This window comes from Streptomyces sp. TAA486 (assembly GCF_000426165.1).
Genome location: NZ_KE384504.1, coordinates 34,755 through 50,128 on the forward strand (window position 1 = coordinate 34,755; position 15,374 = coordinate 50,128).

A 15,374-nucleotide genomic window follows, 5' to 3' on the forward strand; every position below is an offset into this window, starting at 1 on the left:
CTGATCTTGTCGACGGCAGACTTCACCAGAGCGTATGCCCCGGCTGCGCCAGATAGGTTCGGTCAGCGCCCAACGCGTCGGTTAGATAGCCGCCGTGTGCACTGGTAACGATGACCTGCAGGCCGGGGATTTCATCAGCAAGCTGAATGAGCTCTTCGAGCATGCGGGCAACGTCCGCCGGATTGGTCTCCTCGCGCCCAACTGAATCCAGAATGAGCAGCCCGGGATGCCTGGTGACGCCAGCCTCCTGACCGACCCGGAGCAACGCGGCCACCACTGCGATCTTCAAGCGCAGCCGTTCCCCTACGTTGACCTTGCCGAACCGCACAGTCGTACCGCCCTTGGTGACAGCCATCCGGCAACCACCATCAAGCTCCGCACGAGTCAGCTGCGCTACCCCCAGATGCTGGCCTATTCGGGTCAGCTGCTCGTTGACCCTCGCCAGTAGCTCGCTTTGGTCAGCGCCACGCCTGCTCGCTGACACAGTCTCAGCAGCAGTGACAACCTTCAAGCGCCCGCGCAAAGCATCGATCTGCTCACTGAACAGCGCGATCTTGGCGCCCCGGCGCTCGCTGAGCTGTCCGTTGAGCGCAGCGCGCCGCAGCTGGAGTGCCGCGCGGCGTTCAGTCGCGGACGTGTCGATGTGCTCCAGTTCCGTACGAGCCGCCTCTAGAGCGGCCGCGGCTGCGTCCCGCTGCTCCTTGGTTTGGTCTAGCTCAACTTCTTCCCGCGCGAGAGCGTCCTTCAGTTGCAGGATGGTCAAGCGGGTTTGGGTGAGGTCGTCGAGTGATTCCCAGTTGCCCGACTCACCAGCGGCGAGGAGCTGTTGCGGGCTCTCGTGAGCAGCCGGCACGCCGATCGGTTCCTTGTCCGGCTCCAGGTCTAGATCGCTGTCACACAGTGAACAATGCCCCGCTTTCTCGGCAGCCCACCGATCAGGGGTGACGTCTGTTTCGCACCGCGGGCAGCATGTGGGCTTGAGCGCGTGCCAAAAACGCCGGGTGTGGACTGCCTCTATGAGCGCGGTCTCATCAGCTTCGGCGGACTCCAACAATCGGGAGGTAGCCCCATAGGCTTCGCTACGCTGCAGCCACACGGCGTTGGCCTGTGCGTACCTTGCCGAGGCATGCTGCAGGTCAGATGCAAGCTTGCCGAGCTGGATGGGATCGAGAGCGGCCGGAACTGCGGCCAGAGCGGCGTCGACCTCCTCGATCTCCTGGTGAAGCCTCTCCAGGCTGCCGCTGTGCGCGGTGCGCATCTGTTCGGTCTGCCGGGTCAGCACCGAGACGCGGTTCTCCAACTGCTTTGCATGAGCTTGCGCGGTTGCGGCGACTGGAGCCCAGGGACTTCCGAGATAGACCTGCAGCAGGCGCGACGCTGCGAACGTCTCCTCACCTAGCACGACCTTGATGCTCGGATCACTGATTAGCAGGGCACCACTCCATGTCGGCCACCCCTGCCTGCCCATAGTCCCGTCGGAGTCGTCGATACGGTCGCTCTCGCGTCGGGTGACCCAGCTCGGAATACTCTCGAAACCCAGGCGGGACGTCATGATCCCGTCCATCATCCGCTCCATATCGCCGCCAGAAGAGAAGGCTGCGAGTTCATGCTGCACATGTGGGCGGAGAGTTGCGTTGATTTCTTCGATCAACTCCGGTGTAGCCACCGTGGCGTCCCCGCTTGCCCCGAAGGCTGACCGCACGATTCTGTCGCTGGTCTGCCTCAATTCCTCCCACGGCAGCTCCGCGTCTCGGGTAAGCAGCCACACCGTGCCTCGGGGGCGCCTATTGTGGACCGAGAAGACGGATGCCATGCGCTCTCCATCGACAGCGAGCTCCACAACTACTAAGCGCAGCCATTTCTTGACATCATCTTGGATTTCGGTTCGGCCTCGAATTGCCCATAGGATGATGTGCAGCAGACTCGACTTTCCTGCGTCATTCACATCATGCGTGCCGAACCCAGTGACACCTGGGCCGATCGACTCGGCAAAGGAGAATGGGGCGGGCGGTGCATCCCTCAGTTGTTTGATCCCCGCGAAGTGCACGCCTCGGACCTCCAGGGAGTGCCGACCAGTGGTCCATCCCGCCGGAGGCCGAATCGACTCAGCAGCCAATACTTGGCGGACTTCGTCCTCCCCACACTTAGAGCGGCGGGCGATCTCTGCGATCCATTCGTCCGCTCCCACGATGGGCTCGGCACCTACGCCACTCTCCCATTGCTCTGTCATGTCTACGCCCCCCCATCTGCGGTGTTCTGTGGCGACATCGGAGGCCAAGGAAGGCCATACCTGGCCGCCGTGGCTTCCGCCCGCTTGGTCACTTCCTCGGTGATCTCAGGGATCAGGCGGCCGTTGACCGCAGCTTCATACCCTGGGTGCTCGTACTGTCGTCGGCGCATGAGCCCGCCACTGACGGCTTCCGGTATCAACCCAATTGCCTGTGCCTGACGCACATACCACTGCATCTGCCGAACCTCTTGCCGCATGGCCGTCGCAGCAGCTTGACCCTGGGGTAAGAGGTAGTAGTCCCTCCGGGCATTGGCGCTGCTTTCGTTGACCCGCATCATCCTGATGTGCTTCCTGGAAACTAGTAGTGCCAATGCATTGTCGGGGCGCTCGTATGCCCCGTAGAGATACTTGGCCATTGGATAGCGGTGCAGTGATGGAGCAGTTCCGCCGATCATACTCGCGACCAAGACGAGGGTTTCCTCCGGCGGCTGACGTCCATGTTCTATTTCAGTCAACAGCTCATGGGCCAGGTAGTCGGGGTTACGCAACCAGAAATCGATCTTCACAAGGCGAGTTAGGGAGCGCACTACCGTGACGGCCTCCGAGACGACACCGTCGCCATCCGTCGGCGTCCCCAACGCATCCATGATTGTCAGCAGACGCGATGCTGATTGCGAAGTGCTCCCACCGCCGAGACGGTGACGGCTCACCAACCCACTACTCACACGCGCCCCCAGGCATTTCCCAAAGCAGAAACCTTTGGTGACCAAATGGATCGTGCGCGGAGAATACCCCGAGACAGCACCGGACATACCCCTTCCGATCAAGCCTTATCGCCGGTGAGGAGCAGATGCCCGAGGAGGGGGTGCACCCACGGGCGGCCAGTGGCATCTCGGTCCTACCCATGAGCCCCCGGTTGACCGATGAAGAGAACGCTGACCTGTCGAGCCGATGCACGAGGCCAAGAGGCGACCGGTGCACCCGCCAGACTGTCCGGGTGCATGCTGGGCGTCGTTCGCATACTGCCCCTAGAGGCCGCTGCCCACAGCGCTGCTTCGTAGTTACCGTGTCCGAAGCCCCCAAGCAAGCCGATCACCTCCCGCACTCTGGCGAGGCTGCTCGGGCAGTACGTCACAGCGGCGAACAAGCCGATCAAACCCCGCGGTATCCGTACCGCTTCCGGCACGCCCAAGGGCTACTACGCCGAAGATCTCCAGGACGCATGGGAGCGGTACTGCCCCCCACCCCCCGGAGAGTCCGCAACAGCCGCAACATCCGCCACACCGCAGGTCAACGGCGGTGAATCTGTGGCGGATCCCCTTCCCGACATCCGCCACACGCCCCCGGAAACCGCCACGCGCGCACTCAGGGCCGTGACCTGACCAACACAGATCCAACGGTGCCGCCATGCATGCGCGTGGCGGCACCTATCCGCCACAAGGCAGCCATCCGCCACAAAACCAAGCCGCTAACCAGCAATGTTGCGGCGTGGCGGACGTTGCGGACTTCCCAGAAGGGGACACCACACATGCGCATCAGGCTCCAAGGCACGGAAGACGAATGCCGCCGCGCCGCCGACGCCATCGCAGCAGCCCTCGACGTACACGAGACCAGCCGCCCCTACCCCAACCGCCCCCCGAGCCGCCTCATACGCCTCTACCTCACCGCCGCTTCCCCGAGCACCCAGCGACAGGAGGACCAGTGAGCACGACACCCACGCCCATCACTCGGCTTCTCTACACCCCGGAAGAAGCCGCCAAGGCTCTCTCCATCGGGCGATCCACCATCTACGAGCTGATGGCCTCAGGCGCCTTGGAGTACATCAAGCTCGGCCGCCTGCGGCGCATCCGCCGCGATGACCTTGAACAGTACGTCTCCAGCCTGACATCGCAGGCGAGCTGACCCACACGTCACGAAACCGAAGCGGGCCGGAGATCCTCCGGCCCGCTTCTTCGTTGGAGGGAACTTGAGTCCTCGCAAGCCGAACATGGAGTCCTCCATCTACCTGGGCAGTGACGGATGGTGGCACGGCCGCGTCACGATGGGCGTCAAGGACGATGGCAGCCCCGACCGCCGACACCGCCGCGCCAAGACCGAGACCGGGGTACTCCGCAAGGTCCGAGAATTGGAGAACCAGCGAGACAAAGGGCGAGCCCCGAAAGCAGGGCGCAAGCCGACCGTGGAACAGTGGATGACCACGTATCTGACCGATATCGCGAGCCTGACGCTCAAGCCTCGCAGCTTGGACGACTACTGGTCCAAGACGCGCAACGACATCATCCCGGGCGTTGGGAAACACCGGCTGGACAAGCTGGCGCCGGAGCATCTAGAGCGGATGTACCGCGCAATGCTTGCTGCCGGGCGCGCTCCCTCGCACGTCGTGAAGGTGCACCGCATCTTGTCGCGCGCGCTGAAAATTGCCAGGCGACGGCGGCTGATCGGCGAGAACGTGGCAACTCTCGTAGATCCGCCAAGCGTCGACGAGCACGAGGCCAACCCCTTCACGAAAGAGGAGGCCAAAGCATTTCTCGAAGCAGCCGCCAAGCGACCCACCTTCATGCGGTGGATCGTCGGCGTCGGCATGGGGTTTCGGCAAGGCGAGACGCTCGGTTTGCGCTGGCCGTACGTGGACCTGGAAGCCGAGCTGTTTCACCCCAAGTGGCAGCTACAGCGCCTTACATGGCAGCACGGATGCGACAACCCGCACGTCTGCGGCGCCCGCCTCCACCGCTTCGAGTCGTGTCCGCCGAACTGCACTGCGCACAAGGGCTACAAGCGTGGTTGCCCAAAGCCGTGTCCGAAGTCGTGCACGAAGCACGCGAGCGCCTGCCCGCAGCGGATGGGGGGTGGTCTCGTTTTCACGCGCCCCAAGACCAAGAAGAGCCAGAACGCCGTACCGATCCCGCCCGTCTTTGTCCCGTTCCTCCACGAGCACAAGGCACAACAAGACGAGATGCGGATCGCGGCGGCCGAATTGTGGCAGGAGCACGATGTTGTGTTCTCGCGACCGGACGGACGCCCCCTCGATCCGCGCGCCGACTACGAGGAGTTCAAGGAGCTGCTCGCTGAGGCGGGGATTGACGACCGTCGTCTCTACGACGGCAGCCGCCATACCGCCGGCACCATCCTGAACGAGCTGGGCGTGGACATGCCGACGATCATGGAGATTCTGCGGCACACCCAGATCAGCCAGACACGGCGGTACGTGCAGGGACGATCGGAGCTCTCCAAGGAGGCCATGCGGCGCATGGGAGACGCCTTCTTTCCGGCTCCTCGGGTCACATCTGAGACCAGAACTGAGACCGGGCCTACCCGGACGGCCCGTGCGCGCCGTCGCCGTCGCATCCGCTGAACAGAAAACCCAGCTCAGAGCCTATCTGAGCTGGGGTTCATCGGAGCCGCCTGGGGGAGTCGAACCCCCGACCTACGCATTACGAGTGCGTCGCTCTGGCCAACTGAGCTAAGGCGGCAGGTGCCCGCGCCGGTCCTGCAGGCGCAGCGCGAACAAGTCTACACAGTCTGCGGGGGTGCTCCGTACGGGGTAAACGGCCGGGCCCGCGGCCTCCGTAGCGGCGCCCCGAGGGGGCTCCGAGTGCCGCTGCGGACGGCTCCTACGTGCACTTCTTGTTCTTCTTCGGCGCCTCGCCCTTGAGCAGGTACCTGTCGACCGTGTCATTGATGCAGGCCCCGCCGCGCAGATATGCGGTGTGCCCGTCGCCCTTGTACGTCAGGAGCCGGGCCGAGTCGAGCTGGCCGGCGAGGCCCTGGGCCCAGGCGTAGGGAGTGGCCGGGTCGCGGGTCGTGCCGATGACCAGGATCGGGTCGGCGCCCTTGGCGTCGATGTTGTGGGGCCGGCCGGTGGACTTCTCGGACCAGTAGCCGCAGTTGAGGGCCGCCCACGCGAATCCACGTCCGAAGACGGGCGAGGTCTTCTCGAACGAGGGCAGCATCTTCTTCACCTCGGCCGGGGAGGAGAAGGCGGGCGGGAGGTCGAGGCAGTTCACGGCCGCGTTGGCGTACATGATGTTGCCGTAGTGGCCGTCGGGGTCGCGCTCGTAGTACTCGTCGGCGAGGGCCCGCAGGTCGGCGCCGTCACCCTCCATCGCCGTCTTCAGAGCGGCGCGCAGCTGCGGCCAGGTGCTCTCGTCGTACATGGCGCGGATGACGCCCGTCGTGGCCAGGGACTCGGTGAGCCGGCGCTCTTCCCCGGTGCGCACGGGCTGGTCGTCGGTCTTCTTGAAGAAGGCGCTGAGCTTGCGGCCCGCGTCCTTGGTGTCCTTCGTGCCGAGCGGGCAGTCGGACCTGCCGACGCAGTCCTTCGCGAACTCGTTGAACGCGGTCTCGAAGCCGCCGGTCTGGTCGCGGTTGAGCCTGAGCATGCTCAGCGACGGGTCCATGGCGCCGTCGAGCACGAGCCGGCCGGAGCGCTGCGGGTAGAGCCCGGCGTAGAACGCTCCCAGGTAGGTGCCGTACGAGGCACCGACGTAGTTGAGCTTCTTGTCGCCCAGCAGGGCGCGCAGTACGTCCATGTCGCGCGCCGCGTCGATGGTCGACAGGTGGCCGAGCAGTTCGCCCGAACGCTTCTCGCAGCCGGCGGCGAACTTCTTGTAGGCGCTGACGAGTTTCCCGGTCTCCCCCTTGCCGTCCGGTGTCTGGTCGGTCTGCGTGAAGGTGTCCATCTGCTTGTCGGTCAGGCACCGCACGGGCTCGCTGCGGGCGACTCCGCGCGGGTCGAGGCCGACGAGGTCGTAGCTGCGGCGCACCGGCGGCGGATATCCGACGGCCGCGGCCTGCTGCACGTAGTCGACCGCGGAGCCGCCGGGGCCGCCCGGGTTGACGAGCAGGGAGCCGATCGGCTTGCCCTTGCCGGAGGCCTTCTTTCGGGCGACGGCGAGCTCCACGTCCTCGCCGGGGTCCGGGTGCTGGTAGTCGAGCGGGGCCTTCATGTTGGCGCACTGGAAGCCGTCGTCCCCGCAGTCGCGCCAGGAGAGCTTCTGCTCGTAGTACCGCTTCAGGTTGCCGGGCACCGCCGCGGGCAGTGGCTTGAGGGGCTGGGCGTCGTTGCGTCCGGCCGCGCGGTCACTGCTGGCGGAGGAGGGGGCTCCCTCGGGTTCACCCGATCCGCCGGACCCGGACGAACAGCCGGACATCGTCAGCAGTACGGCGGTCGCGAGTACGGCGAGTGCGGTGCTGGGCAGACGGCTGGTGTGCATGGACCATCCCCTGGGTTCGCGTCGGACCGGTGGGCCGGCGGGAGCGGCACGGCAATTGAGGTTGGGGGCACCACCCGGGCCGCAAGGCCCAGGGGGAGCGTATCCGCACCGAGTACCACAGATGTTCCCCCGCCAGGTGCCGCTCCTCATACGGGTGAGGGGGCACGGCAGTCGGCCCACGGGCGGGGTCCGTCGGGCCGCCCGGGCGGTGCCGAAAAGGGCGTCCGGAGACCACTGCCGCGCCGTCAGCCGGCCCGTAGCGTCATCGCCATCGCCTCGACCGCCAGCAGGGGTGCGACGTTGCGGTCGAGCGCGTCGCGGCACTCCAGTACGGCCTCGATGCGGCGCAGCGTCTGCTCCGCGCCTGACGATGCGGCGAGTTGCTGCACGACGTCCGCCGCCTCCTCGTTGGCGAGTGCCACACCGGAGCCCAACTGCCGTGCCAGTACGTCGCGGTAGAAGCCGGTGAGGTCGCTCAGCGCGAGGTCGAGCGAATCGCGCTGGGTGCGGGTGGCGCGCCGCTTCTGCTTGTCCTGGAGTTCCTTCATCGCGCCGGCGGTCCCACGCGGGAGTCGGCTGCCCTTGCCCTCGGAAGCGCCGAGCGCGGCCCGGAGCTCCTCGGTCTCCCGCTCGTCGTGCTCCTCGGCGACCTCCTTGGCGTCCTCGGCCGCGGCGTCGATCAGTTCCTGCGCGGCACGCAGCGCGCCGCCGACGTCCGCGACCCGCTGCGGCACGGTCAGCACGGCCGCTCTGCGCCTGCGTGCGCGTTCGTCGGTGGCGAGGCGGCGGGCCCGGCCGATGTGGCCCTGGGTGACGCGCGCCGCGTACGCCGCCATGTCCGGCTCGATACCGTCGCGCCGCATCAGCAGATCCGCGACGGCGTCCACCGGCGGTGTGCGCAGGGCGAGATGGCGGCAGCGGGAGCGGATCGTGGGCAGCACGTCCTCCGTGGAGGGTGCACAGAGCAGCCATACGGTGCGGGGCGCGGGTTCCTCGACAGCCTTCAGGAGCACATTGCCCGCGCCTTCGGTGAGCCGGTCGGCGTCCTCCATGACGATCACCTGCCAGCGGCCCCCCGCGGGTGACATCTGCGCCCTGCGCACCTGTTCGCGGGTCTCCTTGACGCCGATGGTGAGCAGGTCGGTGCGGATCACCTCGACGTCGGCGTGTGTGCCGACCATCGCCGTGTGGCAGCCGTCGCAGAAGCCGCAGCCGGGTGCGCCGCCGAGCGCACGGTCGGGGCTTACGCATTGGAGCGCGGCGGCGAAGGCCCGCGCCGCGGTGGAGCGACCGGATCCGGGGGGCCCGGTGAAGAGCCATGCGTGGGTCATGGCGGAACCGGACAGGGCGGCGCTGCCCTTTCCCTCCGCCTCGGCGGTGACGTAGACGTCGGCGTCACGGGCGGCGGCGCCCAGCTGGTCCGTCACCTTCTCCTGGCCGACGACGTCGTCCCACACCGCCATTGCTGCCCGCCGCCTTTCTCACCGCTCTCGCGTGCGCCCGCACCGGCTCTCGCCGCACGAGGCACGCACACGTCACTCGTCGAGTCACGCGTCCCGCATACGCCGACCATTGTGGGCCACGGCACCGACAGTCAGGACCTGCGCGCCGAAGCGCGCACCGACTCACGGACCGGGCGGCGGTTCACTTGCCGCGGCGCCGCCTGCGGTCCCGGTCGTCCTCGTCCTCGCCCCCACCCAGCAACTCGTCCGCGAGGGACGGCACGTCGTCGAGCGGAGTCTCCTCCGCCCAGTCAGGGCGGGGACGCGAGGCACGGCCCGTCTCCGGGTCGACCTGCGGGATCTCCTCGCGCGTCCGCTCCCGCTCCTCTGCGGGCACCCGCGGCAGCATCGCCGTCTCGTCGTCCTGCGCTTCCTGCCGGTAGCCGTTGGCCTGGCGAGTCTGAGGCATGACGTGCGTGCGCTCTCCGTCGGAGTCGCCGTGCTCCTCGTCCGGCTGGGGCAGCCTGGCGGTGTCACCGTCGGAGCCGTCCGGATTCGATCCCCTGCGGTTGCGCGCCTGCTCTGCCCGCTGGAGCGCCTCCTCCGCGAGGCGCTGCTTCTCCTGGCGGCGCTCCTCGGCCTGTGCGCGCAGCCGCGCCTCCTCCTCGGCGAGACGGCGCTGACGCGCGATCTCCTCCTCGCGGGTGCGCTCCTCGGCCTCGCGGCGCTGCCGCTCCTCCTCGGCGATGCGACGCGCCTCCTCGGCCCTCCGCCGGGCCTCCTCCGCGCGACGGGCTTCCGCCTGCTGCCTCTCCAGCTCGGCGGAGCGCCTCTTGCGGTCCTCCTCCTCGGCGCGCAGCCGGTCCATCTGCTCCTGGCGTGCGCGCTCCTGGCGCTCCTCCTCGGCCTTGCGCGCGGCCTCCTCCTCTGCCTTGCGGCGGGCCTCGTCCTCGGCGGCCTTACGGGCGTCCTCCCGCGCCTGGATCTCGGCGTCCGAGAGCGGCAGGACCTGGTCGAGGCGGTGGCGTACGGCCGTCGTGACCGCCTCGGGCTCCTGTGCCCCGTCGACGACGAGGTAGCGGGCCGGGTCCGCGGCGGCCAGCGTGAGGAAGCCGGCGCGGACCTTGTCGTGGAACTCGGCCGGTTCCGACTCCAGCCGGTCCGGCGCCTCGGTGAAGCGTTCGCGCGCGGCCTGAGGCGTGATGTCGAGCAGCACCGTCAGGTGCGGCACGAGCCCGGCCGTGGCCCAGCGCGAGATGCGGGCGATCTCCGTCGGCGACAGGTCGCGGCCCGCCCCCTGGTAGGCGACGGAGGAGTCGATGTAGCGGTCGGAGATGACGATGGCGCCGCGTTCGAGCGCGGGACGGACGACCGTGTCGACGTGCTCGGCGCGGTCGGCCGCGTACAGCAGCGCCTCCGAGCGGTGCGAGAGCCCGGCCGAGGAGACGTCGAGCAGTATCGATCGCAGGCGCTTGCCGACGGGCGTCGCACCCGGCTCCTTCGTGACGACGACCTCGTGGCCCTTCGCCCTGATCCACTCGGCCAGCGTCTCGACCTGCGTGGTCTTCCCGGAGCCGTCCCCGCCCTCGAGGGCGATGAAGAAGCCGCTGCCGGCGGGTGCCTCCTTGGGATGGCCGCCGCCGAGCGCGTCGAGCAGGTCGCGGCGCAGTGTGACGCCCTGGCGGTCGTCGGTACGTCCGAGCACGAGCGCCGCGACGGGCAGCAGCAGCGCGCCGACCAGCATGAGGGTGAAGGCCGCGCCGCCGTGGTCGAAGACGAAGTCGGCGGCGACCACGCGGTGCGGGCCGATGAACCCGGCCGCAACGGGGGCGACCAGGGCACCGAGCCCGATGGCGATGCGGACGACGGCCTGGAGGTGCTCCGTCATGCGGGCACGGTGTGCGTCCTCGGTCTCCTGGTCGAGCAGGACGTGGCCCGCCTGCGCGGCCACTCCCGACGACAGGCCCGCCACGGCCATCAGCACGAGGCCGGTGGTGGCGTCCGTCACCAGACCGGCGACGAGCAGGGCGAGCCCGGCGAGACCTATGGCGATGGCCAGCAGCCGCCTGCGGGAGAGCTGGGGAAGGGTGCGGGGTGCGAGCCGGATGCCGGCGGCCGTACCGCCGGCGAGTGCGAAGACCTGCAGCCCGAAGCTGATGGGGCCACCGCCGAGGTCGGCGGCGTGGAGCGCGGCGAGCGCCACGGCGGACGCGATGGCCCACGCCGTCGCGGAACCCGCGAGCACCAGCAGCGGGACGGCGCCCGTGCGCCCCTTGCCGTCACCCGAGGCGGAGCCGCCCCTGGGGCGGCGGAGGCCCTCGAGCGGGGAGCGAGGGCGGGGGTTCCCGCCGTCGGGCAGCTCCAGGAAGTACACGACGGAGAGCGCGGCGGCGAACAGCCCGGCCGCCACGTAGGAGCCGAGGGCGGCCTGGTGGGTGTTGAACCAGCCGAAGAGCGAGGCGAGCCCGTTGCTGATGAGCGTGACGACGACGAGGCCGATGGCCGCTATGGGAAGCGCCATGAAGGTGCTGCGCAGCCACAGCCTCCGCAGCGCGTCGCCGCGGTCGGGGAGCGGCCGCACGGCGGCGCCCTCGGGTGGCGCCGCGGGCAGCAGGGCCGGGGCGGCGCTGTCCTTGGCCACGGTCCAGAAGCGCTCGGCGACACCGAGCACGAACACCGTGATCAGGACGAGCGCGAAGGCCTGGCCCGGCATCCAGTCGATCCACATGGGCGCGACGATGAGCGCGAGGGCGCGCAGCGCGTCGGCGGTGAACATGGTCCAGCGCCGGTCCAGCACGCCCTTGCCGGGGGCCAGCAGCGCGGACACCGGTCCGAGGAGCACGGCCCCGAAGAGCAGCGTGGCCAGCAGGCGGGCCCCGAAGACGGCGGTGATGACGAGGGCCAGGCCCCGGTAACCGCCGCCGAAGACCGCCTCGGCACCCGCTGCCCGTACGGTCGCCGCCTGCAGGGCGAGCAGCACCAGCACCAGGAGGGCGAGTGCGTCGCCGATCCCGCTGGTCAAGTGGGCGCTCCACAGGCGCCTGAGAGGACCGAATCGCAACAGCGCGCCCACGGCGCGCTCGCGGGACTCCGCGGCGAGTGCGTCGTCGGGGGCGTCAGGGGTGGGGGGTACGCCCATGGGCTGATCTGCTCGCGTCATGGCGGTCAGGGTATAGGGAGCCGTGGAAGCCATGTGTCCCAGCCCGAACAAACGGGCGGGACCAGGGCCTTACTCTTCGGACGCGCCGGATCCGCCCGAGTCGGCGGACCGGCCGGAGGCGGCCGTCTTCGACGCCGCCTTCTTCGTTGCTGTCTTCTTGGTTGCCGTCTTCTTCGCCGCGGTCTTCTTCGCGGTCGTCTTGGCAGCCGTGCTCTTGGCCGTCGTCGTCTTCTCGGCGGACTTCTTGGCCGTGGCCTTCTTCTTCGTCGCCTTCTTCGTGGCCTTCTTGGCCGGGCCCTTCGCGCGCTTGTCCGCGAGCAGTTCGAACCCGCGTTCCGGCGTGATGGTCTCCGGGTCGTCGTCGCGTCGCAGCGTCGCGTTCGTCTCGCCGTCCGTCACGTACGGGCCGAAGCGGCCGTCCTTGACGACGACGGGACGCTCGCTGTTCGGGTCCGTGCCCAGCTCCTTGAGCGGCGGCTTCGCGGCGGCGCGGCCGCGCTGCTTGGGCTGGGCGTAGATCGCCAGGGCCTCGTCGAGGGTGATCGTGAAGATCTGCTCCTCGGTCTCCAGCGAGCGCGAGTCGGTGCCGCGCTTCATGTACGGGCCGTACCTGCCGTTCTGCGCGGTGATGTCCTCGCCCGACTCCGGGTCGGCACCCACCACACGGGGCAGCGACAGCAGTTTGAGCGCGTCGTCGAGCGTGATCGTGTCCAGCGACATCGACTTCAGCAGCGACGCGGTGCGCGGCTTGACGGCGTTCTTGCCGGTCTTGGGCGTGCCCTCGGGCAGCACCTCCGTCACGTACGGGCCGTACCGCCCGTCGCGGGCCACGATCGGCCGGCCGGTCCCCGGGTCGGTGCCCAGTTCGAAGTCGCCGCTGGGCTTGGCCAGCAGTTCCTTGGCCAGCTCGACCGTCAGCTCGTCCGGGGGCAGGTCGTCCGGGACGTCGGCGCGCTGGCCGGGCTCGTCCGGTGAGGGCGGCGGGCCCTCGACGTACGGGCCGTAGCGCCCCACGCGCAGCGTGATGCCCTCGCCGACGGGGAACGACGAGACGCCCTTGGCGTCGATCGCGCCCAGGTCGGAGACGAGTTCCTTCAGGCCGCCGAGGTGGTCGCCGTCGCCGTTGCCGGAGTCGGCGGCGGAGCCCGGCGCACCGTCCGCGCCGCTGTCCTCACCGAAGTAGAAGCGGCGCAGCCACGGAACGGAGGCGGCGCTGCCCGCGGCGATGCGGTCCAGGTCGTCCTCCATCTTGGCCGTGAAGTCGTAGTCGACGAGCCGGCCGAAGTGCTTCTCCAGCAGCCCCACCACGGCGAAGCTCAGGAAGGAGGGCACCAGGGCCGTCCCCTTCTTGAAGACGTAGCGCCGGTCGAGGATCGTGCTGATGATCGAGGCGTACGTGGAGGGGCGGCCGATCTCCCGCTCCTCCAGCTCCTTCACGAGCGTCGCCTCCGTGTAGCGCGCCGGCGGCTTGGTCGCGTGACCGTCGACCGACAGCTCCTCCGCGGTGAGCGGGTCGCCCTCGGTGACGTGCGGCAGCCTGCGTTCGCGGTCGTCCAGCTCGGCGTTGGGGTCGTCGGAGCCCTCGACGTACGCCTTGAGGAAGCCGTGGAACGTGATGATCTTGCCGGTCGCGGTGAACTCTGCGTCCCGCCCGTCACCGGCCTGTCCGCCGACCCTCACGGTCACCGACTGGCCGACGGCGTCCTTCATCTGCGAGGCGACGGTGCGCTTCCAGATCAGCTCGTAGAGCCTGAACTGCTCGCCCGTCAGGCCCGTTTCGGCGGGGGTGCGGAAGCGGTCGCCGGAGGGGCGGATCGCCTCGTGCGCCTCCTGCGCGTTCTTGACCTTGCCTGTGTAGACGCGCGGCTTCTCCGGCAGGTACTCGGAGCCGTACAGCTGCGTCACCTGAGCACGCGCCGCGCGCACCGCGGTCTCGGAGAGCGTCGTGGAGTCCGTACGCATATAGGTGATGAAGCCGTTCTCGTACAGCTTCTGCGCCACCTGCATCGTCAGCTTCGCGCCGAAGCCGAGCTTGCGGCTGGCCTCCTGCTGAAGCGTGGTCGTACGGAACGGTGCGTACGGCGAGCGGCGGTACGGCTTGGACTCGACGGAGCGCACCGAGAAGCGCGTCTCCGCGAGGGCGGAGGCGAGCCCACGGGCGTTCGCCTCGTCCAGGTGAAGCACCTGGTCCGGGTTCTTCAGTTGTCCGTCGGCGCCGAAGTCGCGGCCCTGGGCCACGCGGCGTCCGTCGACGGAGTTGAGTCTCGCGCCGAACGTGCCGGGCTCGCCGGCACCGGGACGGGCCTCGCCCTGCCCCGTCGCGAAGGTGGCGGTCAGGTCCCAGTACTCGGCGGAGCGGAACGCCATGCGCTCGCGCTCACGCTCGACGACCAGCCGGGTCGCCACCGACTGCACGCGGCCCGCCGAGAGCCGCGGCATGACCTTCTTCCACAGGACGGGCGAGACCTCGTAGCCGTAGAGACGGTCGAGGATGCGGCGCGTCTCCTGCGCGTCCACCAGGCGCTGGTTCAGATCGCGCGGATTGCGGACCGCGTCCTGGATGGCGTCCTGGGTGATCTCGTGGAAGACCATCCGCCGCACCGGCACCTTGGGCTTGAGGACCTCGCGAAGGTGCCATGCGATGGCCTCGCCCTCGCGGTCCTCATCGGTGGCGAGCAGGAGTTCGTCGGATTCGGCGAGAAGCTGCTTGAGCTTTTTGACCTGTTCCTTCTTGTCCGTGTTCACCACGTAGAGCGGTTCGAAGTCGTGGTTGACGTTCACACCGAGCCGCGCCCAGGACTCGCCCTTGTACTTCGCCGGGACCTCCGCGGCGCCGTTGGGAAGGTCGCGGACGTGCCCCACGCTGGCCTCGACCACGTAACCAGGGCCGAGATACCCCTTGATCGTTTTGGCCTTGGCGGGCGACTCGACGATCACGAGTCGGCGCCCGCCGTTTGCGGGCTCGCGGGTGGGGGACAACTTCTCGCTCTTCTCTCCGGTCGGCGTACGGCATCGCTGTCGCTGCGGAGTGTGACGGTACATCCCGGCTCTGTGTCAAACGGGAAAACTCCGCAACGCAACTCGAACGGTAACCCGACACCCGTGGGTCCTGCCGCCTGATACCGCCCGATCCTCCTGCCGAGGACAACTCCGGAGCACCCCTGATGAGCGAAATCAGGCCGAAAATACGATCACAGCTGACTATGCGGAGTGTGCGTTGCGGGGCCTGCCGGCGGCCCGTCGTCCTCCCCCGCTCGAGGGCGCCGACCTCGGAGTCGTCCCCGTGGTCAGGGGTGCCGGCCCGGCTTGCAGGGGCTCGGCCGTACGGG

General features: G+C 68.6%; 9 protein-coding genes, 1 tRNA gene and 1 pseudogene. 4 read left to right on the forward strand and 7 right to left on the reverse strand.

Features of this window, described 5'->3' with window-relative positions:
- Positions 1–22: 22 nt before the first annotated feature.
- Positions 23–1,666 (reverse strand): hypothetical protein, encoded by a 1,644-nt coding sequence (locus I004_RS0129885; protein WP_158677149.1) that lies wholly within the window; start codon positions 1,664–1,666, stop codon positions 23–25.
- Positions 1,667–2,232: 566 nt separating this feature from the next.
- A complete protein-coding gene (locus I004_RS39720) occupies positions 2,233–2,877 on the reverse strand; it encodes a hypothetical protein (RefSeq protein ID WP_158677150.1) in 645 nt (214 codons plus the stop codon).
- Between the two features lie 438 nt (positions 2,878–3,315).
- Here I004_RS39720 and I004_RS38770 point away from each other — a divergent pair.
- The 4 genes and pseudogenes from I004_RS38770 to I004_RS0129905 form a co-directional block, all read left to right on the forward strand.
- Positions 3,316–3,612: pseudogene (locus tag I004_RS38770) on the forward strand (DUF3631 domain-containing protein); the annotation flags it as partial.
- Positions 3,613–3,758: 146 nt separating this feature from the next.
- On the forward strand, positions 3,759–3,935 hold the full coding sequence (locus I004_RS40640; RefSeq protein ID WP_486580669.1) for a hypothetical protein: 177 nt from the start codon (positions 3,759–3,761) through the stop codon (positions 3,933–3,935).
- Positions 3,932–4,132 carry an excisionase family DNA-binding protein gene (locus I004_RS40645; RefSeq protein WP_028438477.1) on the forward strand — a complete coding sequence of 67 codons (201 nt, stop codon included), beginning with the start codon at positions 3,932–3,934 and terminating at the stop codon, positions 4,130–4,132. Before I004_RS40640 ends, I004_RS40645 begins: the two co-directional genes overlap by 4 nt.
- Positions 4,133–4,196: 64 nt before the next feature.
- Positions 4,197–5,582, forward strand: a complete 1,386-nt coding sequence (locus I004_RS0129905) for a tyrosine-type recombinase/integrase (RefSeq protein ID WP_028438478.1) — start codon at positions 4,197–4,199, stop codon at positions 5,580–5,582.
- A gap of 44 nt (positions 5,583–5,626) precedes the next feature.
- On the opposite strand, the gene I004_RS0129910 is transcribed toward I004_RS0129905, so the two are convergent.
- The 5 genes from I004_RS0129910 to topA all read right to left on the reverse strand — a co-directional run bounded on the left by I004_RS0129910 (position 5,627) and on the right by topA (position 15,024).
- Positions 5,627–5,700 (reverse strand) — tRNA-Thr (locus I004_RS0129910).
- Positions 5,701–5,841: 141 nt separating this feature from the next.
- The gene (locus tag I004_RS0129915; protein ID WP_028438479.1) at positions 5,842–7,443 is read right to left on the reverse strand and encodes an alpha/beta hydrolase; all 1,602 of its coding nucleotides are present in this window, start codon (positions 7,441–7,443) and stop codon (positions 5,842–5,844) included.
- A 245-nt stretch (positions 7,444–7,688) separates the two neighbouring features.
- Positions 7,689–8,906, reverse strand: a complete 1,218-nt coding sequence (locus I004_RS0129920; protein ID WP_028438480.1) for a DNA polymerase III subunit delta' — start codon at positions 8,904–8,906, stop codon at positions 7,689–7,691.
- 181 nt (positions 8,907–9,087) lie between these two features.
- Positions 9,088–12,045 carry a dTMP kinase gene (tmk, locus tag I004_RS0129925; protein WP_028438481.1) on the reverse strand — a complete coding sequence of 986 codons (2,958 nt, stop codon included), beginning with the start codon at positions 12,043–12,045 and terminating at the stop codon, positions 9,088–9,090.
- 69 nt (positions 12,046–12,114) lie between these two features.
- The gene (topA, locus tag I004_RS0129930) at positions 12,115–15,024 is read right to left on the reverse strand and encodes a type I DNA topoisomerase (RefSeq protein ID WP_028438482.1); all 2,910 of its coding nucleotides are present in this window, start codon (positions 15,022–15,024) and stop codon (positions 12,115–12,117) included.
- Positions 15,025–15,374: the final 350 nt, after the last annotated feature.

What these genes read in the sequence shown, in the direction of transcription:
- I004_RS39720 (WP_158677150.1), bottom strand. Translation starts at nt 2,877, where the DNA reads ATGGATGCGTTGGGGACGCCGACGGATGGCGACGGTGTCGTCTCGGAG.
- I004_RS40640 (WP_486580669.1), top strand. Translation starts at nt 3,759, where the DNA reads ATGCGCATCAGGCTCCAAGGCACGGAAGACGAATGCCGCCGCGCCGCC.
- I004_RS0129915 (WP_028438479.1), bottom strand. Translation starts at nt 7,443, where the DNA reads ATGCACACCAGCCGTCTGCCCAGCACCGCACTCGCCGTACTCGCGACC.
- I004_RS0129920 (WP_028438480.1), bottom strand. Translation starts at nt 8,906, where the DNA reads ATGGCGGTGTGGGACGACGTCGTCGGCCAGGAGAAGGTGACGGACCAG.
- tmk (WP_028438481.1), bottom strand. Translation starts at nt 12,045, where the DNA reads ATGACGCGAGCAGATCAGCCCATGGGCGTACCCCCCACCCCTGACGCC.